Source organism: Pseudomonas sp. FP1762 (assembly GCF_030687105.1).
GTDB classification, from domain to species: domain Bacteria; phylum Pseudomonadota; class Gammaproteobacteria; order Pseudomonadales; family Pseudomonadaceae; genus Aquipseudomonas; species Aquipseudomonas siliginis.
This window is the reverse complement of sequence record NZ_CP117458.1, coordinates 5458406-5483381: the sequence shown is the minus strand read 5'-3', so window position 1 is coordinate 5483381 and position 24976 is coordinate 5458406. Positions and strand designations below refer to the sequence as shown.

At 60.1% G+C, this 24976-nt stretch carries 22 protein-coding genes; 11 read left to right on the top strand and 11 right to left on the bottom strand.

The window, feature by feature from the left end; genetic code table 11:
- Positions 1–7 precede the first annotated feature (7 nt).
- Entirely contained in the window at positions 8–955 is a 948-nt protein-coding gene (locus tag PSH90_RS24550) for a choline ABC transporter substrate-binding protein (protein WP_095181365.1), read from the bottom strand.
- 435 nt (positions 956–1390) lie between these two features.
- Here PSH90_RS24550 and PSH90_RS24545 point away from each other — a divergent pair, with 435 nt between their 5' ends.
- Both PSH90_RS24545 and PSH90_RS24540 read left to right on the top strand, forming a co-directional pair.
- On the top strand, positions 1391–2767 hold the full coding sequence (locus PSH90_RS24545) for an L-serine ammonia-lyase (RefSeq protein WP_236167688.1): 1377 nt from the start codon (positions 1391–1393) through the stop codon (positions 2765–2767).
- A gap of 546 nt (positions 2768–3313) precedes the next feature.
- Positions 3314–4417: a GlxA family transcriptional regulator gene (locus tag PSH90_RS24540; protein WP_007949927.1), complete on the top strand. Its 1104-nt coding sequence runs from the start codon at positions 3314–3316 to the stop codon at positions 4415–4417.
- 73 nt (positions 4418–4490) lie between these two features.
- Here the strand turns inward: PSH90_RS24540 and PSH90_RS24535 are convergent, their stop codons facing one another.
- The 6 genes from PSH90_RS24535 to PSH90_RS24510 all read right to left on the bottom strand — a co-directional run bounded on the left by PSH90_RS24535 (position 4491) and on the right by PSH90_RS24510 (position 9972).
- Positions 4491–4754, bottom strand: coding sequence for a hypothetical protein (locus tag PSH90_RS24535; protein WP_008083190.1), 264 nt, complete (start codon positions 4752–4754; stop codon positions 4491–4493).
- A gap of 371 nt (positions 4755–5125) precedes the next feature.
- On the bottom strand, positions 5126–6289 hold the full coding sequence (locus PSH90_RS24530; protein ID WP_056786518.1) for a gamma-butyrobetaine dioxygenase: 1164 nt from the start codon (positions 6287–6289) through the stop codon (positions 5126–5128).
- Positions 6290–6316: 27 nt separating this feature from the next.
- The gene (locus PSH90_RS24525; protein WP_122699698.1) at positions 6317–6793 is read right to left on the bottom strand and encodes a thioesterase family protein; all 477 of its coding nucleotides are present in this window, start codon (positions 6791–6793) and stop codon (positions 6317–6319) included.
- A gap of 127 nt (positions 6794–6920) precedes the next feature.
- Positions 6921–7886 carry an L-carnitine dehydrogenase gene (locus PSH90_RS24520; RefSeq protein WP_056786523.1) on the bottom strand — a complete coding sequence of 322 codons (966 nt, stop codon included), beginning with the start codon at positions 7884–7886 and terminating at the stop codon, positions 6921–6923.
- A gap of 133 nt (positions 7887–8019) precedes the next feature.
- Entirely contained in the window at positions 8020–8907 is an 888-nt protein-coding gene (locus PSH90_RS24515) for a 3-keto-5-aminohexanoate cleavage protein (protein ID WP_056786525.1), read from the bottom strand.
- 120 nt (positions 8908–9027) lie between these two features.
- Positions 9028–9972 (bottom strand): choline ABC transporter substrate-binding protein, encoded by a 945-nt coding sequence (locus PSH90_RS24510; RefSeq protein ID WP_305381664.1) that lies wholly within the window; start codon positions 9970–9972, stop codon positions 9028–9030.
- A gap of 191 nt (positions 9973–10163) precedes the next feature.
- Here PSH90_RS24510 and PSH90_RS24505 point away from each other — a divergent pair, with 191 nt between their 5' ends.
- A complete protein-coding gene (locus PSH90_RS24505; protein WP_041476759.1) occupies positions 10164–11108 on the top strand; it encodes a GlxA family transcriptional regulator in 945 nt (314 codons plus the stop codon).
- A 134-nt stretch (positions 11109–11242) separates the two neighbouring features.
- Here the strand turns inward: PSH90_RS24505 and PSH90_RS24500 are convergent, their stop codons facing one another.
- Together PSH90_RS24500 and PSH90_RS24495 are read right to left on the bottom strand one after the other, a co-directional pair.
- Positions 11243–11659: a DUF3010 family protein gene (locus tag PSH90_RS24500; protein WP_016772815.1), complete on the bottom strand. Its 417-nt coding sequence runs from the start codon at positions 11657–11659 to the stop codon at positions 11243–11245.
- 47 nt (positions 11660–11706) lie between these two features.
- Positions 11707–12108 carry a lysozyme inhibitor LprI family protein gene (locus PSH90_RS24495; protein WP_039757631.1) on the bottom strand — a complete coding sequence of 134 codons (402 nt, stop codon included), beginning with the start codon at positions 12106–12108 and terminating at the stop codon, positions 11707–11709.
- 231 nt (positions 12109–12339) lie between these two features.
- On the opposite strand from PSH90_RS24495, the gene PSH90_RS24490 reads away from it, so the two are divergent.
- The 6 genes from PSH90_RS24490 to PSH90_RS24465 all read left to right on the top strand — a co-directional run bounded on the left by PSH90_RS24490 (position 12340) and on the right by PSH90_RS24465 (position 20132).
- Entirely contained in the window at positions 12340–13317 is a 978-nt protein-coding gene (locus PSH90_RS24490; RefSeq protein ID WP_305381663.1) for a dipeptidase, read from the top strand.
- Positions 13318–13422: 105 nt separating this feature from the next.
- Positions 13423–13953 (top strand): 4-vinyl reductase, encoded by a 531-nt coding sequence (locus PSH90_RS24485; RefSeq protein ID WP_039757633.1) that lies wholly within the window; start codon positions 13423–13425, stop codon positions 13951–13953.
- A 15-nt stretch (positions 13954–13968) separates the two neighbouring features.
- On the top strand, positions 13969–16029 hold the full coding sequence (dgcA, locus tag PSH90_RS24480; protein WP_041476756.1) for a dimethylglycine demethylation protein DgcA: 2061 nt from the start codon (positions 13969–13971) through the stop codon (positions 16027–16029).
- A gap of 153 nt (positions 16030–16182) precedes the next feature.
- Positions 16183–18132 carry a dimethylglycine demethylation protein DgcB gene (gene dgcB, locus PSH90_RS24475; protein ID WP_305381661.1) on the top strand — a complete coding sequence of 650 codons (1950 nt, stop codon included), beginning with the start codon at positions 16183–16185 and terminating at the stop codon, positions 18130–18132.
- Complete coding sequence (locus tag PSH90_RS24470; RefSeq protein WP_305381660.1) at positions 18132–19352, top strand: electron transfer flavoprotein subunit alpha/FixB family protein; 1221 nt, start codon at positions 18132–18134, stop codon at positions 19350–19352. Before dgcB ends, PSH90_RS24470 begins: the two co-directional genes overlap by 1 nt.
- Before the next feature lie 9 nt (positions 19353–19361).
- Positions 19362–20132 carry an electron transfer flavoprotein subunit beta gene (locus tag PSH90_RS24465; RefSeq protein WP_150636854.1) on the top strand — a complete coding sequence of 257 codons (771 nt, stop codon included), beginning with the start codon at positions 19362–19364 and terminating at the stop codon, positions 20130–20132.
- Positions 20133–21004: 872 nt separating this feature from the next.
- Here the strand turns inward: PSH90_RS24465 and gbcA are convergent.
- Positions 21005–22300: a glycine-betaine demethylase subunit GbcA gene (gbcA, locus tag PSH90_RS24460; RefSeq protein WP_016772823.1), complete on the bottom strand. Its 1296-nt coding sequence runs from the start codon at positions 22298–22300 to the stop codon at positions 21005–21007.
- Between the two features lie 296 nt (positions 22301–22596).
- Here gbcA and gbcB point away from each other — a divergent pair, with 296 nt between their 5' ends.
- Entirely contained in the window at positions 22597–23697 is a 1101-nt protein-coding gene (gene gbcB, locus PSH90_RS24455; RefSeq protein ID WP_016772824.1) for a glycine-betaine demethylase subunit GbcB, read from the top strand.
- A 58-nt stretch (positions 23698–23755) separates the two neighbouring features.
- Here the strand turns inward: gbcB and PSH90_RS24450 are convergent, their stop codons facing one another.
- The gene (locus PSH90_RS24450; protein WP_305381658.1) at positions 23756–24520 is read right to left on the bottom strand and encodes a hypothetical protein; all 765 of its coding nucleotides are present in this window, start codon (positions 24518–24520) and stop codon (positions 23756–23758) included.
- A gap of 147 nt (positions 24521–24667) precedes the next feature.
- Between PSH90_RS24450 and PSH90_RS24445 the strand changes: the two genes are divergently transcribed.
- Positions 24668–24835, top strand: a complete 168-nt coding sequence (locus PSH90_RS24445) for a hypothetical protein (RefSeq protein WP_163018906.1) — start codon at positions 24668–24670, stop codon at positions 24833–24835.
- Positions 24836–24976 lie beyond the last annotated feature (141 nt).

The following is a 24976-nucleotide window of genomic DNA, read 5'->3' as shown; positions in this document are numbered from 1 at the left end:
TTTCAAATCAAGGCGCGAGCTTGGCTTTCACGGCCTCCAGGCCTGGTTTACCGTCAATGGTGGTCACGCCAGCGAGCCAGGTTTCGAGCACCTGTGGATTCTTTTTCAGCCAGGCCTTGGCGGCCGCGTCAGGCTTCATCTTGTCGTCGAGAATGTTGCCCATCAGTTCACTTTCCATGTCGACGGTGAACTCCAGGTTTTTCAACAGCTGACCGACGTTGCTGCATTCTTCGGCGTAACCCTTGCGGGTGTTGGTTGCCACGGTGGCTGCGCCGAAATCGGGGCCGAAGAAGTCGTCGCCGCCGGTCAGGTATTGAATCTTGAAGCGCTTGTTCATCGGGTGCGGTGCCCAGCCGAGGAAGACCACGGCGGTGTCGCGCTTCTGCGCTCGGTCAACTTGCGAGAGCATGCCGGCCTCGGAAGATTCGACGATCTTGAAGCCAGCGGTTTTCAGGCCGAAGGCATCCTTGTCGATCATGCTCTGGATCAGCCGGTTGCCGTCGTTGCCCGGCTCGATGCCGTAGATCTTGCCGTCGAGCTCTTTCTTGAATTTGGCGATGTCGGCGAAGTCATGCAGGCCTTTGTCGTACAAGGCTTGCGGCACGGCGAGGGTGTATTTGGCACCCTTTAGGTTGGTGCGCACAGTGTCGACGGTGCCGGCATCGCGATACGGCTTGATGTCGTTCTCCATGGTCGGCATCCAGTTACCGAGAAACACGTCCATGTTCTTGCCGTCGGCCAGCGACTTGTAGGTCACGGGCACGGAGATCATGGTGGTTTTGGTCTTGTAGCCGAGGGCGTTGAGAACAACGGAAGTGGTAGCGGTGGTGGCGGTGATGTCGGTCCAGCCGACATCGGAGAAGTTAACGAGGCTGCACTGTGCCGGTTCTGCGGCTTGCGCCAGTAACGGCAGACTCAGCAGGGCGGCCAACAACAACGACGGGGAACCTTTCATGGATGGACTCCTTGGTGTTTTTTTTGGCAGTGTTCCGACTGTGGACCACCGCACTTATGGGTTGCGGTTGGTGGCGTTCTGACGACAGCTCTACCGCAGCGCCTTGCAATCGAGTCATCCCGATCATGTACCAGTGAAAATCTGACGCCTACAGGGAGGGTCGTATCCAGTACAGGGATGGTCGCTTCCAGTGTCGGTGACGTCGCTTACAGCTTTTTTCCGCCCCCGATGACCTGCTCGACTGCATAAAAACGGCGTATTTGCGGGGCGAAAACGTGACGACGCTGCTGGACATGACTGCGTCGGTGTCAGACGCCGTGCGCGCCGACAAAAGCCCGATGATGCCGGCATTCGGCGGATCGCAGCTTGAGCGTAGCAGCTCCGCCAGCGGGCGCTTTTGCAGCCCGGACCGGTATTCTCAGGAGCTTCGCAGCAATGGCTATCAGCGTTTTCGACCTGTTCAAAATCGGCATCGGCCCTTCCAGTTCCCACACCGTCGGCCCGATGCGCGCCGCCGCACTGTTTGTCGAGTCGCTGCGCGGCAAGCATCAACTGGAGCAGGTGCGGCGCATCGAGGTGCAGTTGTTCGGATCGCTGTCGGCCACCGGCATCGGTCACGGCAGCGACAACGCGGTGATCATGGGCCTGATGGGCGAGTGGCCGGACGCAATCGACCCGGCGCAGATCGGCCCGCGCATTCAGGCGCTGCGCGAAACCCATACGCTTTTATTGGATGGTCGCCTGTCGGTGCCGTTTGTCTGGGCGCGGGACATGCGCCTGATCGACGAAAACCTGCCATTCCATCCCAACGCCATGACCCTGGTGGCCGAAGGCGAATTCGGTGAGCTGCACCGTGACACCTACTATTCGGTCGGCGGCGGCTTCGTCGTTGATGAGGCGCAAGCGGCCAGCGGTGTGGTCGATCTGGATCGCACCGAATTGCCCTACGACTTCTCCAGTGCGGTCGAGCTGCTGCAGTTGTGCAAAAAACACAACCTGCGCGTCGCCGAGCTGATGATGGCCAATGAAAAGGTCTGGCGCAGCGAAGAAGAGATCCGCGCCGGGCTGATGAAACTGTGGCGGGCGATGCAGGATTGCGTCGAGCAGGGCCTCAAGCACGAAGGCATTCTGCCCGGCGGCTTGAACGTGCGGCGGCGTGCGGCGAAGTTGCACCGCAGCCTGCAAGAGCTGAACAAACCGAACGTCATCGGCTCGACCCTGAGCGCCATGGAGTGGGTCAACCTGTTCGCCCTGGCCGTCAATGAAGAGAATGCCGCTGGCGGGCGTATGGTCACTGCACCGACCAACGGCGCGGCGGGGATCATCCCGGCGGTGCTGCACTACTTCATGAAATTCAGCGAAGCGGTCACCGACGCCAACGTCGTCGACTATTTCCTCGGCGCGGCGGCGGTGGGCATTCTTTGCAAAAAGAATGCGTCGATCTCTGGGGCCGAGGTCGGTTGCCAGGGCGAGGTCGGTTCGGCCTGCGCCATGGCGGCGGCAGGGCTGGCGGAGATTCTCGGCGCCACCCCTGAGCAACTGTGCAACGCGGCGGAAATCGGCCTGGAACACAATCTGGGCCTGACCTGCGACCCGGTCGGTGGCCTGGTGCAAGTGCCGTGCATCGAGCGCAATGCGATTGCCGCAGTGAAAGCCATCAACGCGGCGCAAATGGCCCTGCGTGGCGACGGTCAGCACTTTATCTCGCTGGACCGGGTGATCCGCACCATGCGTGATACCGGCGCCGATATGCATGACAAATATAAGGAAACTTCGCGCGGTGGCTTGGCGGTCAGTGCGGTTGAGTGCTGAGCCAGCCACACCGAGGTGGATTCTTCGCGAGCAGGCTCGCTCCCACAATAGATCTCCAGGAACACAATATTTGTGAACCCCAGATTCCAGTGTGGGAGCGAGCCTGCTCGCGAAGACGCCAGACCAGTCAAAACTGCTCAACAAAAGAACATCCCGATCCAGTCACGCTACCTTTTGGCGCGTCGCAATCAGACAAGCGTCATTGTCAGTCGTGACTCGTCAGTCGTTACCTGACCGTCCGTCGCCCGTGCTTGCGGTGACACTCTGTGCAAATCCTCTGCAGGCCAGTTCCCACAAGTGCTACCGATCTGCTCACAGGCTGCGCGGCAGGGCAGTCACGGCGCCTGATGGCACTTCAAAATGGCGTGTTCCGAGGTCTCGTATAGACGCGTCGCGAGGTCGTTTTCAGGAGTTATTGAATGGCCGTCCAATTTCAGGCACGGCAATTGCTCTGTCATAACAAAGCCTGCTTTCTCTGTGAGACGCGGGCAATAACAAGAGCCTCCGCCTGAGGCCGCCACCCGCTTTGTGTGAGGAGATACCGCGATGACGTCGTTCAACTCCGGGGCCCAACCCCAGAACCGTGCGCCTCAATCCATCGGCTTTCTGCTGCTGGACAATTTCACGCTGATTTCCCTGGCGTCCGCCGTTGAGCCGCTGCGCATGGCCAACCAGTTGTCCGGTCGCGAGCTGTATCGCTGGAGCACCCTCACCGTCGATGGCGGCCAGGTCTGGGCCAGTGACGGTCTGCAGATCACTCCCGACGCCTCCATGCACAAAGCCCCGCCTCTGGACACTGTGATTGTCTGCGGCGGCATCGGCATTCAACGCACCGTGACCCGTGAACACGTCTCGTGGCTGCAAAGTCAGGCGCGCCAGTCCAAGCGCCTTGGCGCGGTGTGCACCGGCAGTTGGGCGCTGGCCTGCGCCGGTCTGCTCGATGGCTTCGATTGCAGCGTGCACTGGGAATGTCTGGCGGCGATGCAGGAAGCTTTCCCGCGCGTGGCCATGAGCACACGACTGTTCACCCTCGACCGTAACCGCTTTACCAGTTCCGGCGGGACCGCGCCGCTGGACATGATGCTGCACCTGATCAGCCGCGATCACGGTCGTGAACTGTCGGCAGCGATCTCGGAAATGTTCGTCTACGAGCGCATCCGCAACGAACAGGATCATCAGCGTGTGCCGCTCAAGCACATGCTCGGCACCAATCAGCCGAAGCTGCAGGAAATCGTCGCGTTGATGGAGGCCAATCTGGAAGAGCCGATCGACCTTGATGAGCTGGCAGTGTATGTCGCGGTGTCGCGTCGACAGCTGGAGCGGTTGTTCCAGAAATACCTGCACTGCTCCCCATCGCGCTACTACCTGAAGCTGCGCCTGATCCGCGCCCGGCAGCTGCTCAAGCAGACGCCGATGTCGATCATCGAAGTGGCGTCGGTGTGTGGTTTCGTCTCCACGCCGCACTTCTCCAAGTGCTACCGCGAATACTTCGGCATCCCGCCGCGTGACGAGCGCGTGGGCTCCAACACCACCCAGCAGGTAGCGATGCTGCCGCTGCCGCAGGCCATCGTGATGTCGCCGCTGTCGGGGCCGATGTCAGCGCTGAGTCAGGCACGGAATGAGTCGACGTTTGCCAGCGTAAGGCTGTAGACCGAGTCTGATCGTTCCCACGCAGAGCGTGGGAACGATCAGGTGGGAGCGAGCCTGCTCGCGAAGGGGTTTCTCAGGCGCTGTGGGACTGCTGGTAATCCGCAAGGGCCGGCAACAACTGTTTGTCGATCGCCTGACGCACCGCCGGCTGAATGCTGGCGCCGCTGGTGTACATGTCCTTGACCATCTTGCGCAGTTCGAATGCGCGAACATTGTCCAGGCCACGCACCGCGCACTCACAGGCCTGCTCGGCGGTGGTACCGCTCGGCACCTGAATACCCAAGGCCTTGAGCTGGCCCAACAGATCTTCCTGGTCAATCAAATCGGCATACATCATTACGCAAATCCTTCTGTGGCAACGGAGGTCTTGGCTCGATTCTGGTGGCCCCGACCGGACGCGGCAAGGGCGTTTTGTCGCGGTGGCCGGGACGACTATGAACAGGTCGTTTTCGGCTAACCGACTGGATTGTCGACTAGGCACACTGGCCCCAGCTCGCTTCACGAAGGTTTGGTCACCCTCGCCTGGCAGCTCCTCAACAGTACCCTCCTCAGCTCCGATCCTGTCACGGCTTGATCGGAGTTTTTTTTGCTTGTGAATCAGTCAGAGATTAGTTGTTCCCGCTGACGCTTTCGCGAGCAGGCTCGCTCCCACTTTGGAATGCGTACCCCTGTGGGAGCGAGCCTGCTCGCGAAGAACGATGACGCGGTTCAACGTTGCAACACCAGAATCCGCGACAACAACTCATCCCGGTCGACATAGCAGCCCTGAAAATGTCGCGCCCCGGTGGCTGGATCAAAGGCATTGCGCGCATGCAGCGTGCGGCGGTTGTCAAAGCACCACAACTCGCCCGGCTTGAGCCGCTGCATCAGCCGGAATCGCGGCTCGCGGGTCATCGCAATCAAGCGCCGATAGGCGCGATACAGCAACGGCATCTGCGCCACCGACGTATCGAACGCCCCGCGCAGAAAGTTGGCCATGCGAATCTCCGCCACCCGGCCCAGCGCATCCAAAGCGATGACCGGCGCCAGGCAGCGATAGTCGCTGTGCCGGTCCTTGTTGCGGAACTCCACGGGTATTTCACACAGGGCCTCAAACAGCTGCGGATCCTCCAGACGCAAGGCGTCGGCGATCGCAAAACCATCGACGAAAATACTTTCGCCACCCTCGGCATCATTCACCAGGCAATGCAGAAATTGCAGTCCCGGTTGCAGCTCGCGAGTCGGCAAATCCGTGTGCAATGGCAGGTTGAAGGCGGTGTAGGCGTTGCTGTCGGCGTCGGCTTTGGATTGCACATTGAACAGCACGCCGAAATTGCTTTCGCGAATGAAGGAAATTCGCTGCGCGATGAGCTTCAGCGAGCCCGGCTCGGTGGGCACGCCGCGCACTTGGGTCAGGCCGATGTCGCGCACGGCGAGCAACCATTGCAGCAGCGCGGCGTTGTCGTTCATCAGCGCGATGTAGTCGAACACCGGCAACTGCAGATCGCTGTGCCACAAACGCGGCTGCGGTTTGCCGGCCAGGCGTTCGGCGCGGGACTCATCGTCATAGGCATGTGCGCGCAGCCAGCCCGGATCGAAGCGGCTGAGGTGACCGTCCTGCCAGTCGATGCGCAGGCAGCCATCGGTGTCGATGCGCGTGGCCAGCGGTTGCAAATCCTCGGCGGCATCGACGCTCTCGAAGACCTGTTCGCGAGTGACGCTGTAGACGCATTGATCACATGGGCAATTGTCGCGCAGCCATAAGTGGTGAAACGGACTGACACGACCGTCAGCCCATTCGATGACAACGCGATCCGCCAGACGCTGCACGCCACCGAGCGCGCTGATCAACGGATAAGTACGAAAATCGGCAACAGCGACGGCGGTGTTCATGGCGGCTCCTTGGCGATGGGGGGGGATTTACCGAGCGGGTGGCAGCGCGATCACGCGGCCGATGTAAGCGGGAGCGGGCAGGTCGGTCTGATCGGCGACGATTGCTTGCAGGCGATGCAACGTATCCGGGCTGAACGGTGCCGAGCGCGGGCCGGCGAGGTCGACGTGCAAAAGCATCTGTTCATTGCCGGCCAACTCTTGCTCATCGCCGACCTTGTGCAGGCTGTGATAGAGGTGCAGGCGCTTGCTGTCATGGCCGATGATTTGCGTGCGCACTTCCACCTCGGTGTCGAGTTTCACTTCGTGCAGATAATTGAGGTGCAGTTCGAGGGTGAACAGCGAGTGGCCGCTGGCCTCGCGGTTGCTGCTGTCCATGCCGAGGCGGTCCATCAGCGCGTCGGTGGCGTAGCTGAAGATCAGCAGGTAGAAGGCGTCACGCAGGTGGCCGTTGTAGTCGACCCAGTCGGGGATGATGGTGGTTTGGTAGGTGGTGAGGTGGGGCATGGTTTCGGTTCCAACATTGATGATGACTGGACTGCCGTCTTCGCGAGCAGGCTCGCTCCCACATTGAAATGCGTTTACCTGTGGGAGCGAGCCTGCTCGCGAAGGGGCCGGAAGCGCTTTGCAAGGTCTATTCGCTGAAACTCATTCCGTGCTTCTCTTTGGTGGTCTTCACCGCTTCAAGCACCGCCAGCAAACAATCATCACGATAGCGCTCCAGCGCCGAAATGCTGTGCCGACCGAGCTGATCAGTGGTGCCATCGACCACATCATCGATCAGCTTGTCGGTCAGCTCCGGTGCCGGCAGATACGTCCACGGCAACTGCAACGCCGGACCGAATTGCGACATGAAGTGGCGCATGCCGGCATCGCCGCCGGCCAGGGTGTAGGTCAGGAACGTGCCCATGAACGACCAGCGCAGACCAGCGCCAAAACGGATTGCATCGTCGATCTCGCCGGTCGTCGCGACACCGTCGTTGACCAGGTGCAACGCCTCACGCCACAGCGCTTCAAGCAAGCGATCGGCGATGAAACCCGGCACTTCCTTGCGCACATGCAACGGGCGCATGCCGAGGGACTGGTAGACTTGCATCGCCGCTTGCACCGCCTCGGGCGCGGTGTTTTTGCCGCCGACCACTTCCACCAGCGGCAACAGATACACCGGGTTGAACGGATGCCCGACCACGCAGCGTTCAGGGTGCGTCGAACTCTCGTAGAACTCGCTGGGCAACAGGCCTGAAGTGCTGGAGCCGATCAGCGCATCGGGCTTGGCCGCGGCGCTGATTTTGCTGTGCAGATCGAGCTTCAGTTCCAGCCGCTCCGGGGCGCTTTCCTGGATGAAGTCGGCGTCACGCACGCATTCCTCGATGGTCGCGACAAAACGCAGACGATCCTGCGAAGCACCCGGCGCCAGGCCGTTCTTCTCCAGCGCGCCCCAGGCATTGGCCACGCGTTGGCGCAATGCCGCCTCAGCGCCGGGCGCCGGATCCCAGGCCACTACATCGAGGCCGTGTGCGAGGGCACGGGCGACCCAACCACTGCCGATGACACCGCTACCGAGAGCGGCGAAGGTTTTGATTTCGGTGATAAAGCGCATGGTGATGTCCTGAAGAGTTCGAAGAGCCCTGTAGGAGCTGCCGAAGGCTGCGATCTTTTGATCTTGCTTCTAAAAAATCAAAGTCAAAAGATCGCAGCCTTCGGCAGCTCCTACAGGTGAAATGGGTGATGGATCAGCCGCGCTGGGTCAGGCCCATTTTCTTCCGGCCTTCTGCCGGTGTGAGCACCCGGGCACCGAGGCGGCTGAGGATCTCCGTGGCGCGCTCAACCAATTGGCCATTGGTCGCCAGCACACCTTTGTCCAGCCACAAATTGTCTTCCAGGCCGACCCGCACGTTGCCGCCGAGCAGCACCGCTTGCGCCGCCATCGGCATCTGCATGCGGCCGATGCCGAAGCCGGCCCACACCGCGTCGGCGGGCAGGTTGTCGACCATGGCTTTCATCGTGGTGGTGTCGGCCGGTGCGCCCCACGGGATGCCCAGGCACAGCTGGAACAGCGGGTTGTCGAGCAAGCCTTCCTTGATCATCTGCTTGGCGAACCACAGATGCCCGGTGTCGAAAATCTCCAGTTCGGCCTTCACCCCCAGTTCGGTGATGCGCTTGGCGCCGGCGCGCAGTTGCGCCGGGGTGGAGACGTAAATGGTGTCGCCGTCGCCGAAGTTCAGCGTGCCGCAATCGAGGGTGCAGATTTCCGGCAGCAACTGTTCAACGTGGGCGAGACGGGTCAGCGGACCGACCAGATCGGTGTTCGGTCCGAACTCCATCGGCTTCTCGCCAGGTCCGATTTCCAGGTCGCCGCCCATCCCGGCGGTCAGGTTGACGATGATGTCGACGTCCGCCTCGCGGATGCGCTCCATCACTTCGCGGTACAGCGCCACGTCACGGCTGAACTTGCCGGTCTGCGGATCGCGCACATGGCAGTGCACCACGGTGGCGCCAGCCTTGGCCGCTTCCACCGCTGCAGCGGCAATCTGTTTCGGGGTGATCGGCACATGTGGACTTTTGGCGGTCGTGTCGCCAGCACCGGTAAGTGCGCAGGTGATGATGACGTCGTGGTTCATGGTGCGTTTCCTTCAGGCGTGATGGGTCTGTCCGCAGCCCGTTGCGGGGCTGCGAAGCGTCGTCAAATTCCCCTCTCCCTTGGGGAGAGGGTCAGGGTGAGGGGCTCTTCAATCGAGGGGTTATTTGCTGGTCAGTCGCAGATTTTCAGCGGCCGGTTTGCCATCGAAAGTCGTCACACCTTCAAGCCAGCGCTGTTTGTCTTCGGGGTGATCCTTGAGCCACTGCTTCGCCGACTCGAAGGCATCCTTGTGATCGAGCAGCGGCTGCATCATCCGGCTCTCGGATTCGGCGGTGAACGTCAGGTTGGCCAGCAGGCGGCCGATGTTCGGGCATTGCTCGGCGTATTTCGGCGCGGTGACCGTCCAAACCGTGGCCATGCCTTCGTTCGGGCCGAGGGCGTCTTCGCTGCCGGTCAGATAGGTCATCTGGATGTTGACGTTCATCGGGTGCGGCGCCCAGCCGAAGAACACTACGGCTTCCTTGCGGCGCACGGCGCGATCGACGGCGGCGAGCATGCCGGCCTCGCTCGATTCGACGAGCTGGAACTTACCGAGCCCAAACTGGTTCTTGGCGATCATCGCTTTGATCTGCGTGTTGGCGCCTGAGCCTGGCTCGATGCCGTAGATCTTGCCGCCCAATTCCTTCTCGAATTTGGCGATGTCGGCGAAGGTTTTCAGCCCCTTGTCAGCCAGATAGGTCGGCACGGCGAGAGTGGCGCGGGCATCTTTCAGGCTCGGTGCTTCAAGCACTTTCACCTGATTGGCCTCGACGAACGGCGTGATGGTCTGCGTCATCAGCGGGTTCCAGTAGCCGAGGAACAGGTCCAGGCGCTGATCGCGAATCCCGGCGAAGATGATCTGCTGGGAGGCGCTGGTCTGTTTGGTGCTGTAGCCGAGGCCGTCGAGCAGGACCTGGGTCATGGCACTGGTGGCGATCACGTCGGTCCAGTTGACCACGCCCATGCGTACGTTCTTGCAGGAGGCCGGTTCGGCCGCCATTACGCCGGTGCTGAAAAAAGCGGTACCGCTGAGTGCAAGAACGCAGCTGCTGATCAGTCGTTTCATGTCGGGTTCCTCGGCAGTTCGATTATTGTGGTTCCCGGCATCTGCGCGCCGGTGAGGCCAAGTTACGCAGCTATGCACCCGTGAAAGCGCACTGCGGCGACTGGCATTTGCACTGTAGCGACCTGCACGCTTGAACACCGCCGATAATCGGCGTATCAACGAGCCACGCGACCCGCCAACCGAGTGCGCCCATGTCCCAGGATTTCTACTTTTTGCTGATGCCGGGGTTCTCCGCCATCGGCTTTATTTCCGCGATCGAACCGCTGCGCGTAGCCAACCGCTTTCGCGGCGAGTTGTACCGCTGGCATGTGCTCAGCGCCGATGGCGGCGCGGTACTGGCGAGCAACGGCATGTCGGTCAACGCCGATGCAGCGCTGGAGCCGCTGAAGAAAGGCGCGACCTTGCTGGTGGTGGCCGGCTTCGAACCGCTGAAGTTCATCACGCCGACGCTGGAACACTGGTTGCGCAGGCTGGACAACGACGGCGTAACCCTCGGTGCGATCGACACCGGCAGCTTCGTCCTTGCCGAAGCAGGCCTGCTCGACGGCCATCGCCTGACCCTGCACTGGGAGGCGATCGATGCCTTCAAGGAATCTTATCCACAGCTCAGCGTCACCCAGGAGCTGTTCGAGATCGACCGGCGGCGGATCACCTCGGCGGGAGGTACGGCCTCGATTGATCTGATGCTCGACCTGATCGCCCAGGCCCACGGCCCGCAACTGGCGATTCAGGTCAGCGAGCAGTTTGTGCTCGGACGCATACGCCCGCGCAAGGATCACCAGCGCATGGAAGTCGCCACGCGTTACGGCATCAGCAACAAGAAACTGGTGCAGGTGATCGGCGAGATGGAACAGCACAGCGAACCACCGCTGACCACGCTGCAACTGGCGGAGTCGATCAAGGTGACCCGGCGGCAACTGGAGCGCTTGTTCCGGCTGCATCTGAACGATACGCCGAGCAATTTCTATCTGCGGTTAAGGCTGGAAAAGGCCCGGCAGTTGCTGCGCCAGACCGACATGAGCGTGCTCGAAGTGAGCATTGCCTGCGGGTTTGAATCGCCGTCGTATTTCACCCGCAGCTATCGCGCGCGTTTCGCCCGCTGCCCCCGGGAAGACCGGCGTACCGCGCAGGCGTGAATGGGCTTGCATGAAAGCAATGTGGGAGCGAGCCTGCTCGCGAAAGCGGTCTGTCATCCAACACTGATGTTGTCTGACACATTGCATTCGCGAGCAGGCTCGCTCCCACATAATTTCCGGCGCCTGAGAGAGGCTTATTTCTTCACCAACGCCGAACACGCCGCCTTGTAAGCCTCATGCTGATATTTGTTCAACGTCCCGGGCAGCTCGAAATTGTGCTTCTTGGCCTGGGCATTGATCGTCTGCGGCGACAGCAGCGTCACCTCACAACCATCAAGCAACTGAAACACGCCCTCGATCTTGAACGTCGTCGGCCCACCGGCAAACTCGCCCTTTTTGCTGCGCTTCTTGATCGCGATCCGGTCCACCGAGTTTTCCCGCACAAACGACGCCACCTGCGCCGCGAACCGCCGCACGTTCGCCGCCTCGTCATCGTCATCCAGAGCAATCTTCTTCGTGGCGAGAGGGACGTGGCTCAACGTCGAACCGTCGAGCGCCGCCACGGCGATGATCGCTTCGCTGCCTTTGATTTCAATGCCGCAGATGTTCATGGGAATCCTTAGACTGGCTTAAGAGGTTCAGCTTACAGCTCAAACACTCACTCCTGCCCAATCGACTCCAAAAACTCCGACCGTTCATCACTCATCCGCGCCACGCAATCATTCTGCGCAATGGTGAACGCCTTGCTCCCCGCCGTTGCCGGGAACGCTTCCACCGCGCAATCCGCATCCCGCGTCTTCAACCACTGCTGCTGGGCGGTTTTCAGTTTGGCGGTGATGTCGGCCAGTTGCGTCGGGTTCTTGCCGTAGGCGGTCTGCATGCGTTCGTTGAGGCTGGCGTAGTTGTCTTTGAGCAGGTCTTCGGCGGTGCTGCGGCTGTAGGCGGAGCATTCCAGGGTCTGGATGTCGTTTTCCACCGCGTCGCACGGGTTGTTCTCGGATTCTTCGGCGGCGTGGGCGCCGGTCGCAATCAGTGCCAGGGCGAGGATTATTGATTTCATTGGGGTCGCTCTAATCCGTTGGTAGGTGCAGGCTGCGGCAGATTCTGGCGCAAGCGCGCGGGCTTGAACAGCCAGCCGATGAGGACGGCTGACGACCCTTTGTCGCGGATTGACGCTTTCGGCAATTCCCCTGTCGTTTTTGCACCCGGTCGCCCCGGCACCGAGGCATATGCTGGCCCCAAAGCGCCGGCAGACGATTCGGCGCATGAATTGCCAATAAGGGGACGCCTGATGAGCCCAGCCGAATTACACGCCGACAGCATCGTTATCGACGGTCTGATCATTGCCAAATGGAACCGCGAGCTGTTCGAAGACATGCGCAAGGGCGGTCTGACGGCAGCCAACTGCACTGTGTCGGTGTGGGAAGGCTTTCAGGCGACCGTGAACAACATCGCTGCCAGCCAGAAACTGATCCGCGAAAACAGCGACCTGGTGATGCCGGTGCGCACCACCGCCGACATCCGTCGCGCCAAGGAGCAGGGCAAGACCGGCATCCTCTTCGGCTTCCAGAATGCCCATGCCTTTGAAGATCAGATCGGCTATATCGAGGTGTTCAAGCAGCTCGGCGTCGGTATCGTGCAGATGTGCTACAACACCCAGAATCTGGTCGGCACCGGTTGCTACGAACGCGACGGCGGACTCTCGGGTTTCGGTCGCGAGATCGTCGCCGAGATGAACCGCGTCGGCGTCATGTGCGACCTGTCCCACGTCGGTTCCAAGACCTCCGAAGAAGTCATTCTCGAATCGAAAAAACCGGTCTGCTATTCGCACTGCCTGCCGTCGGGTCTCAAAGAACATCCGCGCAACAAGTCTGATGCAGAGTTGAAGTTCATTGCCGACCACGGCGGTTTCGTCGGCGTGACCATGTTCGCGCCGTTCCTCGCCAAGGGCATTGATTCGACCATCGACGATTACGCCGAAGCCATCGAATACACCATGAACATCGTCGGCGAAGACGCCATCGGTATCGGCACCGATTTCACTCAGGGTCACGGCCAGGACTTCTTCGAATACCTGACCCACGACAAGGGCTACGCCCGCCGCCTGACCAGCTTCGGCAAGATCATCAACCCGCTGGGCATCCGCACCGTCGGCGAATTCCCCAACCTCACCGAAACCCTGCTCAAGCGCGGCCATTCCGAGCGCGTGGTGCGCAAGATCATGGGTGAGAACTGGGTAAGCGTTCTTAAGAACGTCTGGGGCGAATAACGCTTTCTCAAGACCGCCGCCGATCTGCCCCCTCTCCTGAGGGAGAGGGCTGGGGTGAGGGCCGCGGCCAACACTGAACCATCATTTTTCTGGAGTTAAGTTTCCATGGCCAAGATCGCCCCGCAATTGCCAATCGAAGTCGACAGCGAGACCGGTGTCTGGACCTCCGACGCCCTGCCAATGCTGTATGTGCCGCGCCACTTTTTCGTCAACAACCACATGGGCATCGAGGAAGTGCTCGGCGCTGAAGCCTATGCCGAGATCCTCTACAAGGCCGGCTACAAATCCGCCTGGCACTGGTGTGAAAAGGAAGCCGAATGCCACGGCCTGGAAGGCGTCGCGGTGTTCGAGCACTACATGAAGCGCCTGTCGCAGCGCGGCTGGGGCCTGTTCAAGATCCAGGACATCGACCTCGACAAAGGCACCGCCAGCGTCAAGCTCGAGCACTCGGCGTTTGTCTATGTCTACGGCAAGGTCGGGCGCAAGGTCGACTACATGTTCACCGGCTGGTTCGCCGGCGCCATGGATCAGATCCTCGAAGCCCGTGGCAGCAAGATTCGTACTGTGGCCGAACAAGTCTACGGGGGCTCCGAAGAGGGCCACGATGACGGCTTGTTTATCGTCAAGCCGTTGTAAGCCGAGGAACCCGCCATGGCTTTCGAAGCAATGTTCCAGCCGATCCAGATCGGCAAACTGACCATCCGCAACCGCGTGCTCAGCACCGCGCACGCCGAGGTCTACGCGACTGACGGTGGCATGACTACCGACCGCTACGTCAAATACTACGAAGAGAAAGCCAAGGGCGGTATCGGCCTGGCCATCTGCGGCGGTTCGTCCGTCGTGGCGATCGACAGCCCACAGGAATGGTGGAGTTCGGTCAATCTGTCCACCGACCGGATCATTCCGCACTTCCAGAATCTGGCCGACGCCATGCACAAGCATGGCGCCAAGATCATGATCCAGATTACCCACATGGGCCGGCGCTCGCGCTGGGACGGCTTCAACTGGCCGACCTTGATGTCGCCCTCGGGCATCCGTGAACCGGTGCACCGCGCCACTTGCAAAACCATCGAGCCGGAAGAGATCTGGCGAGTGATCGGCAACTACGCCCAGGCGGCGCGCCGGGCCAAGGCCGGTGGCCTTGATGGTGTCGAACTGTCGGCCGTGCACCAGCACATGATCGACCAGTTCTGGAGCCCGCGCGTCAACAAGCGCACCGATGAATGGGGCGGCAGCTTCGAAGGGCGGATGAAGTTCGGCCTGGAAGTGCTCAAAGCCGTGCGCGCCGAGGTCGGTGACGATTTCTGCGTGGGCATGCGCCTGTGCGGTGACGAGTTCCACCCGGACGGCTTGTCCCACGAGGACATGAAGCAGATCGCCAAGTATTACGACGACACCGGCATGCTCGACTTCATCGGCGTGGTCGGCTCGGGTTGCGACACCCACAACACCCTGGCCAACGTCATTCCGAACATGAGTTATCCACCGGAGCCGTTCCTGCATCTGGCTGCCGGGATCAAGGAAGTGGTCAAGGTGCCGGTGCTGCACGCGCAGAACATCAAGGACCCGAACCAGGCCACGCGCATCCTTGAAGGCGGTTACGTCGACATGGTCGGCATGACCCGCGCGCACATCGCCGACCCGCACCTGATCGCCAAGATCAAGATGGGCCAGATCGACCAGATCAAGCAGTGCGTCGGCGCCAACTATTGCATCGACCGCCAGTATCAGGGCCTGGACGTGCTGTGCATCCAGAACGCCGCGACCTCCCGTGAATACATGGGCGTGCCGCACATCATCGAGAAATCCACCGGGCCGAAACGCAAAGTGGTGATCGTTGGTGCCGGCCCGGCCGGGATGGAAGCCGCACGCGTGGCTGCCGAGCGTGGCCACGACGTCACGCTGTTCGAGAAAAAAGACTTCATCGGCGGGCAGATCACCACCGCATCGAAAGCACCGCAGCGTGACCAGATCGCCGGCATCACCCGCTGGTTCCAGCTGGAACTGGCGCGGCTGAAAGTCGATCTGCGCCTGGGCACGGCTGCGGATGCCGACACCATCATGGACCTGCGTCCGGACGTGGTGGTGCTGGCGGTCGGCGGTCATCCGTACCTTGAGCAGAACGAACACTGGGGCGCGGCCGAAGGGCTGGTGGTCAGCAGCTGGGACGTGCTCGACGGCAAGGTTGCGCCGGGCAAGAACGTGCTGGTCTACGACACCATCTGCGAGTTCACCGGCATGTCGGTGGCCGACTTCCTCGCCGACAAGGGCAGCCAGGTCGAGATCGTCACCGACGACATCAAACCGGGCGTGGCCATCGGCGGCACATCGTTCCCGACCTACTACCGCAGCATGTACCCGAAAGAAGTGATCATGACCGGCGACATGATGCTGGAGAAGGTCTACCGCGAAGGCGACAAGCTGATCGCGGTGCTGGAGAACGAATACACCGGCGCGAAAGAGGAGCGGGTGGTCGATCAGGTGGTCGTCGAAAACGGCGTACGCCCGGACGAGGAAATCTACTACGCGCTCAAGGACGGCTCGCGCAACAAGGGCCAGATCGACGTCGAAGCGCTGTTCGCGATCCAGCCGCAACCTTCGCTGAGCGAAGCGGGCGACGGCTACTTGCTGTTCCGCATCGGCGACTGCGTGGCGCAGCGCAACACACACGCCGCGATCTACGACGCACTGCGGTTGTGCAAGGATTTCTGACGGCTTGCACCAAACCCTGTGGGAGCGAGCCTGCTCGCGAATGCAATCTGTCAGTTGACGCTGATGTCGACTGACCCAGCGCTTTCGCGAGCAGGCTCGCTCCCACAGTAAAGCGGATCGTGTTTCTCCAGGCTGTCTGGTGGGAGCTTCACCATGTTGAACACCCTTCTTCCAATCCTGTTGTTCGCAGCCCTGGGCCTTGCTGTCCTCGGCGCGTTGCGGCGGATGAACATGTGGCGCCGGGGGCGGGCGGCGAAGGTCGATCTGCTCGGCGGTCTGCTGGCCATGCCCAAGCGCTACATGGTCGACCTGCATCACGTCGTCGCGCGGGACAAATACATTGCCAACACCCACGTCGCCACGGCGGGCGGTGCGGTGGCGTCGATTGTGCTGGCCATTCTGGTGCACGGTTTCGGCCTGCATAACCGCATCCTTGGCTACGCCTTGCTGCTGATGTCGGCGGTGATGTTCGTCGGCGCGATCTTCATGTACTTGCGCCGGATCAATCCGCCTGCGCGTCTGTCGAAAGGCCCGTGGATGCGCTTGCCGAAAAGCCTGCTGGCCTTTTCGGCGTCGTTTTTCCTGGTGACCCTGCCGGTCGCCGGGATCCTGCCGGAAAACTTCGGCGGCTGGCTGCTCGCAGTCATCCTCGGTGTTGGCGTGCTGTGGGGCGTGTCGGAGTTGTTCTTCGGCATGACCTGGGGCGGGCCGATGAAACACGCCTTTGCCGGTGCTCTGCACCTGGCCTGGCACCGTCGCCCGGAACGGTTTGGCGGCGGGCGCTCGACCGGTTTGAAACCGCTGGACCTAAACAATTCCGATGCGCCGCTGGGCGTGGAAAAACCCAAGGATTTCACTTGGAACCAGTTGCTCGGTTTCGACGCCTGCGTGCAGTGCGGCAAGTGCGAAGCGGCTTGCCCGGCCTTCGCCGCCGGCCAGCCGCTGAACCCGAAAAAACTGATTCAGGACATGGTCGTCGGCCTCGCCGGCGGCACTGACGCGAAGTTCGCCGGCAGCCCGTATCCGGGCAAACCAATCGGCGAGCATGGCGGCAATCCGCACCAACCGATCGTCAATGGTCTGGTCGATGCCGAAACCCTGTGGTCGTGCACCACCTGCCGTGCCTGCGTCGAGGAATGCCCGATGATGATCGAGCACGTCGACGCGATCGTCGACATGCGCCGGCATCTGACCCTGGAAAAAGGCGCGACGCCGAACAAGGGTGCCGAAGTTCTCGAGAACCTTATTGCAACCGACAACCCCGGCGGTTTCGCCCCGGGCGGGCGGATGAACTGGGCAGCGGACCTGAACCTCACTCTGCTCAGCGAAAAGAAATCCACCGACGTGCTGTTCTGGGTCGGCGACGGCGCCTTCGACATGCGCAACCAGCGCACCCTGCGTGCCTTCGTCAAAGTGCTGAAGGCAGCGAAAGTCGACTTCGCTGTACTCGGTCTTGAGGAGCGCGACAGCGGAGATGTGGCGCGGCGTCTCGGCGACGAAGCAACGTTCCAGCAGCTCGCCAAACGCAATATCCAGACATTGGCCAAATACAGTTTCAACCGCATCGTCACCTGCGATCCGCACAGTTTCCATGTGCTGAAAAACGAGTACGGCGCCTTCGACGGCAACTATCTGGTGCAGCACCACAGCACCTACATGGCCGAGATCATTCAGGCCGGCGCGCTCAACCTCGGGCAGCACAAAGGCAATAGCGTGACCTATCACGATCCGTGCTACCTGGGCCGCTACAACGGCGAGTACGAAGCGCCGCGCGAAGTGCTGCGTGCCCTCGGCATTGAAGTCAAAGAGATGCAACGGTCCGGCTTCCGCTCGCGCTGCTGCGGCGGCGGTGGCGGCGCGCCGATCACTGACATTCCGGGCAAGCAGCGCATCCCCGACATGCGCATGGAAGACATCCGCGAAACCGGCGCCGAACTGGTGGCGGTGGGTTGTCCACAGTGCACGGCGATGCTCGAAGGCGTGGTCGAGCCGCGTCCGCTGATCAAGGACATCGCCGAACTGGTCGCCGACGCGTTGCTCGAAGACGCCGCGCCAAGCAAGCCTGCCACCCCGGCCAAACGTGAACCTGCGGAGGTGCACTGATGAGCGACATTATCCGCCGCGACCCGCGCGCCGAATGGATTGCGCGTAACCGCCTGCATCCGCTGCACGCGGCGATGCAACCGGCGCAACACAGCTGGATGGGGCCTAACGGCGTCATCCGCAAGAATCTGCACGGCATGGGTTTTATCGGCCCTAACGGCATCAAACGCATTGACCGCAGCGGCGCGCAGCAGGGCGGGGCGGTCAAACGTTCCTCTGCTGTTGAAGTGCAGTTGCCGCTGCATCAGGTACCGGCCCCGGCGTTCTACATCAGTGTGGTGCCGGATATGGTCGGTGGTCGCCTGAGCAGCCACGACCGCGATCTGCTCGGCCTTGCTCACCAACTGGCCGGCACCGATGGTGCGGTGCTCGCCGTGGTGTTCGGCGAGCATAAGGAAAGCGCTTTCGAGACCGCTGGCGTCGATCGCCTGTTGCTGCTCGAAGGCGAGGAATTCAGCGGTTATGCACCGGAACAACGGGTGCAGGGCTTGCGCGCTGTGGATAACCAATTCAACCCGCGTCACTGGTTGCTGCCGGACAGCCGCAGCGGTGGCGGCGAACTCGGCCGGCGCTTTGCTGCTGCACTGGGCGAGCGTCCGGCCACGCGGGTCTGGCAGGTCAAGGATCAGGAGTGCATCGGCCGCGCCGGGGCCGGATTGCAAGATCTGGCGCGTCCGGTGGCGCGGTTGATTCTCGCCGCTGCCGAATGCGCAGAACCGGTCAGCGAAACTCGTCACGAAGCGTTGCCAGTGGAGTTATCCACAAGCGTCGCGCGCAGCTTGTCGCGAATCGAAGATCTTGGTGCCGTGGCGGTGGATCCGGCAGCGATTCCGATGGCCGAAGCGGAGTTCATTTTCTCCGGCGGCAACGGCGTCAAGGATTGGCAGCTGTTTCACGAAACAGCGGCGGCCCTCGGCGCCACCGAAGGCGCTTCGCGGGTTGCGGTGGACGACGGCTTCATGGCGCGCGATCGTCAGGTCGGCGCGTCCGGCACCTGGGTCACTGCGCGGGTCTATGTGGCTGTGGGTATATCTGGCGCAATCCAGCACCTGCAAGGCATTGGCGCCTGCGACAAGGTGGTGGCAATCAACCTTGATCCGGGTTGCGACATGATCAAGCGTGCCGACCTCTCGGTGATCGGCGAAAGCGCAGAGATTCTGCAAGCGTTGATCGAAGCGGTCGCGGCTTACCGCAACGAAGCCAAGCGCGATGCGGCGTAAGGAAACCCTATGAACACGAACGTTATCAGTCTGGTTTCAATCGGCGCTCACCCGACCTCAGGTCGGCCACGGCGCGCCGATCAGGATGCGCGCGCGGTGGAACTGGGCCTGCAATTGGCTGGGGATAACCTGCAAGTGCTGCATGCCGGTGATGTTGCCGAACCGGCCCTGCGTGCCTATCTGGGCATGGGCCTGGAACAACTGCATGTGCTGGAACAACCCGTTGGCGCCGATGCCTTGCCGGCGCTGACCGCGTACCTGCGCGATGCCGGGGCGCAAGTGGTGCTGACCGGTAGCCAGGCGGAAACCGGGGAGGGTTCGGGCATGTTGCCGTTCCTCCTGGCCGAAGGCCTGGGCTGGCCGCTGGTGGTGGGCCTGGCGCAGGTCGAATCGATCGCTGACGGTTCGGCGCTGGTTCTGCAAGCGTTACCGCGCGGGCAGCGACGCCGCTTGAAGGTGAAACTGCCGTTTCTGGCGACTGTGGATAACGCCGCGCCGAAGCCTCGGCAGAGTGCGTATGGCCCGGCACGACGGGGCGAATTGGCCGCCGATGACGTTGAAGTTGTTGAGGACCAATTGTTGGCCGTCGCCACGCTGCAACCGGCCAAGCCACGACCCAAGCGCTTGAAGGTGATCAAGGCCAAGAGCGGCGCCGACCGGATGAAAGCAGCGACAGCTAAGGCCAGTGGTGGCGGTGGGCAGGTGCTCAAAGGCGTCACCGCGCAGGCCGGGGCGGAGGCGATCCTGAAGTTGCTTATTGAAGAGGGCGTTGTCCGCTAGTCACCCTCTTTCAGGCAATACCCCCTGTGGGAGCGAGCCTGCTCGCGAAAGCTATGGGTCAGTCGATACATGTATCAGCTGATAGTCCGCTTTCGCGAGCAGGCTCGCTCCCACATTGGTATTCATTCACAGTCAATCTTTACTGTTTACCCACAATCCCTGTTGGCGAAGCTGTGGATAACGTGTTCGCCCTTGCTCGCACCCCACGCCATTCAAGCCTTTCAGCCATAAGATCAAAAAACGATCAGCGTAACTCACGGATTTCTCGGGCTTTTCGGTCGGTATAAATCGAGAAGTTGCCCCCAATCTCTGTTGGCGCTTCTGTGGATAAGATGTTCGCTATCAGCTGTACGCCATATGGAGCAGGCCTTACATGGGTTTGATCAATTATTGATCAAATGTGATCCCCGGGCGCCGAGAGCTGTTAACGCGAAGGGGTTTTCCCCAGTCACAGGTGTTTTTCCACAGGAGATTGAAAGTTGTCCCCGATCTCTGTTGGCGCTTCTGTGGATAACATGTTCGCTACCCGCTACAGGCCTCTGAATACGTGCTGTGCACGAGTGTGATCAAAAAACGATCAATTGTTTTGAGAAACCGCGATTCAGCATAAGTCACGATTTTTCTTTGCAAATCAGCGGGATATTTTTTGACTCATCCACAGTTACCCCCATTTGCTGTGGGCGGGTATGTGGATAACTTGTTTGCGGAAGGCTGGAGGGCTTGGTGAGTATGGGGGCGGGGGTGGTTGATCGAAAATTGATCAGCTGGAAGATGTAGCGTGGGTCAGGGCGTCTTCGCGAGCAGGCTCGCTCCCACAGGGGAATGCATTCCACCTGTAGGAGCTGCCGCAGGCTGCGATCTTTTGCTCTTGATCAGCCCTGAACCGGTACGCCTTTGAGGTAAGGCGCTGGCTCAGCCCCGAGGTTGTTCAACATCCGCTCGCTGTACCAGTCGACGAAGTTGACCACGCCGAATTCATAGGTTTTGGAGTAAGGCCCCGGCTGGTAAGCGGTGGAGTTGATCCCGCGCTGGTTTTCCTCAGCCAGGCGCCGGTCCTGATCGTTGGTCGCATCCCACACCTGGCGCATGCGCTCGACGTCGTAATCGACACCTTCCACCGCGTCCTTGTGCACCAGCCACTTGGTGGTGACCATGGTTTCCTGGGCGCTGATCGGCCACACGGTGAAGACGATGATGTGATCGCCCATGCAGTGGTTCCACGAGTGCGGCAGGTGCAGGATGCGCATCGAGCCCAGGTCCGGGTTCTTGATGCGGCCCATCAGTTTCGCGCAGCCCTGTTTGCCGTCGAGGGTCATCGACACGGTGCCCTTGAGCAGCGGCATACGCACGATACGGTTGCGCAAGCCGAAACTGGCGTGAGCGTAAGGGATCTTTTCCGCTTCCCAGGCAGCGGCGGAGGCGGCGACGTGATCCTTGAACGCCTGATCGGCGCGCGGGTCGGTGACGTCGTCCCATTCCAGCAGGGTTTTCAACAGTTCCGGGTGCGATGCGTTGCAGTGGTAGCACTCGCGGTTGTTTTCCAGCACCAGTTTCCAGTTGGCCTTTTCCATCAAGGTGGTGGTGATCGCCACCTTGGTGTTCTCCATGTCGTACGGTTCCATGTAATGGTTGAGCGTCGACAGGAAGTCATCGATGGCCGGGGGGTTCTCTGCCAGGCTGATGAAGATGTATCCGCCAGCGGTTTTCACGTTCACCGGTTTCAGGCCGTACTGCTTCATGTCGAAGTCGGCGCCCATCTCGGTGCCGGCGAACAGCAGGCGACCGTCCAGTTCGTAAGTCCACTGGTGGTAATGGCAGACCAGTTTGGCGACTTTGCCTTTTTCACTGGTGCACAGGCGCGAGCCACGGTGGCGGCAGACGTTGTGGAACGCGTGCACAACGCCCTCGGCGCCACGAATGACGATGATCGGGTTCTTGCCGACCTGCAGGGTCAGGTAGTTGCCCTTGGCCGGGATCTCGCAGGTCATGCCGGCGATCAACCATTCCTTTTGGAAGATCTCCTGCATATCGATATCGAACAGGCGCTCGTCGCTGTAGAACGGTTGCGGCAGGGAAAAGGTGCGCTCGCGCTCCTGCAGCATTTGTGCGGTGGCCTTGCGTGCGGGTTCCAGCGGATCGCCCAGGCTTATTTTTGCGGTGACGTCCATCGATGTAATCCTCATGGCCCTCTGCGTGGCCGGCGAAAGTGGCTGATCAGGTGTGCTGCAAAACGGTTGCTACGCAAGGTGTAAAGAAGTCGTCTTGTGTTGGGGCGAGTGTGGGGCCGGCGCTGGGGGGAACCTTATCCATGCGCGACATGGCGCAATCTGTTCCCGACGCGCAAGCCCCGGTGTTCAAGGGCTGGTCGCGATAAGTATGTCAATGTCGCGGATAGGTAAACGCACGGTCTGCGCTATACGCAGAATCGCCGACAAGAGGCCGACAGTCGGCCGTGGAGAACAGCATGTCCAACAGCTTCCTGAATCCGGTCACCACCCAGACCTGGGCCAATGGCCGACACATTGTCCGTTGCGTCAAAGTCATCCAGGAAACCTGGGATGTGCGCACCTTCTGCTTTATGGCCGACCAGCCGATCCTGTTCTTCTTCAAGCCGGGGCAGTTCGTCACCCTGGAGCTGGAAATCGAAGGCCAGCCGATCATGCGCTCCTACACCATCTCCAGCTCGCCGTCGGTGCCGTACAGCTTTTCGGTGACGATCAAACGCGTGCCGGGCGGCAAGGTCTCCAACTGGTTGCACGACACTTTGCATGAAGGTCAGGAGCTGGCGGTGCATGGCCCGGTCGGGCTGTTCAACGCCATCGACTTCCCGAGCCCGAAAGTCCTCTACCTGAGCGGCGGCGTCGGCATCACCCCGTGCATGTCGATGGCGCGCTGGTTCTACGACACCAACGCCAACGTCGACATGACCTTCGTGCACAGCGCACGGTCGCCGAAAGACATCATTTACCACCGCGAACTCGAGCACATGGCTTCGCGGATCGATAACTTCAGCCTGCACCTGATCTGTGAAAAGCACGGCCTCGGTGAGCCATGGGCCGGTTATCGCGGTTATCTGAATCACAAGATGCTCGAACTGATGGTCCCGGACTTCCTCGAACGCGAAGTGTTCTGCTGCGGCCCGACGCCGTACATGACCGCGGTCAAACGCCTGCTGGAAGCGGCCGGCTACGACATGTCGCGCTACCACGAAGAATCCTTCGGCGCCACGCCACCCGAGGCGCGCGCCGACGCGGTGGAACAGGCCGAACAAGCCGCCGATGCGCCGGAAATCGACGCCGCGGATTTGCACCAGGTCGAATTCACCGCCTCCGGCAAAAGCATTCGCGTCGGCCCGGGCGAAACCGTCCACGCAGCCGCCGCCAAACTCGGCCTGATGATCCCGAAAGCCTGCGGCATGGGCATTTGCGGGACATGCAAGGTGATGAAACTGGGCGGCGAAGTGGAGATGGAGCACAACGGCGGGATTACCGAGGATGACGAGGCTGAAGGGTTTATCTTGTCGTGCTGCAGCGTGCCGAAGGGGGATGTGCGGATTGAGTTTTAAATAGGCATGAACTTGGGTCGATCTCCTAAATGAGGAGATCGACCGGGAAAGTGCAATTTCAAATCAGCCCGAACAAAGCGAGCAGGCCGAAGCCCACAAAGGCAAAGCCAAATATTTGCTGGTATTTATTCAGTTTGAGCAGGTCGCGTTTGAGTTTTGGCGGGAAGTTCTTAACGTCTCTTGCGCTGACTTTGCCTTGGGAAATGTACCGTGCGGGTTTTTTGAGGATGCCGAAAATTTCACCCAACATATAAATATGTCCCCCCAGGCCCGCTTGCCATAACATGAGCAAAGACGATGTGATTGAACTGCGTTTCAGGCTATTTAGGATCGTTTCCAGTCTTCTCTTGGCGGTATAAAGTAAAATTCCATTTACCACTAAAAGACCTGTGAAACTCACCAGTGTCATGATCACAATTGGATCTTTTACGATATTGTTAATTTGATCTACGGATGAGCTTATTCCCAGGCACATCATAATTGCAAAAAAAATGAAAACCAGTTTGTATAAAATAATCAGGTTCTTTTTCAGTTTTTTGGGGAAGTTTTCGAAGTCTTTCGCGCAAAGTTTTCCTGTGTGAATGTAAAATTCAGGGTTTCGCATGATGTCGAACACTTCTCCCATCATGTAGATTTTGCCCCAAGGACCTCCGTGCCAAAGCATTATCAGTCTGCTCGAAATAGAACTGTTTGTTAGATGGTTCAATATGGTTTCGGTCTTTGTTTTCGCGACATACAACATCACTCCTATCAAAGTAAATATGCCGACGAAGTCTATGATACCAATCAACAAGAATATTTTCTCTGAAGTACCAAGAGTCATTTAACAGCCTCGTATACTTTCTGTGCGATCCATTCGCCGCCTTTCTCGCCCAAAGTCCCGCCGGCGTAATTTCCGAGTCCTGCGTGCCAGATCTACCGGACGGGATGTCCAAAAAACGATGCGCTGAAATAAAGCAGTGGAGTTGAGATGAAGCTGAAAATTAAGATCCGATCAAATGGCTTTGAATTGAAATGTTTGCCTTGGTCTCCAATGATGATTGAAAAAGTCGTCATCAAAACCGCAAGCATAAACATTGCTGACAAGGGGGCTGCTATTTCCAATCCGTTGAATTCGTACCACTGGGTTTTTCTCTGAATTCTGTAAGGTAACTGAATGCTCTGTTTGTAAATTGCGCGAGCAGCAACGATAAACAAGCATAGGGTCGCCAGGTCGCATATTAGAAGTCCACGCCTTCTCGGTGTAAGGGCAAACCATTTTTTTGGCTGCGGCAGGCGT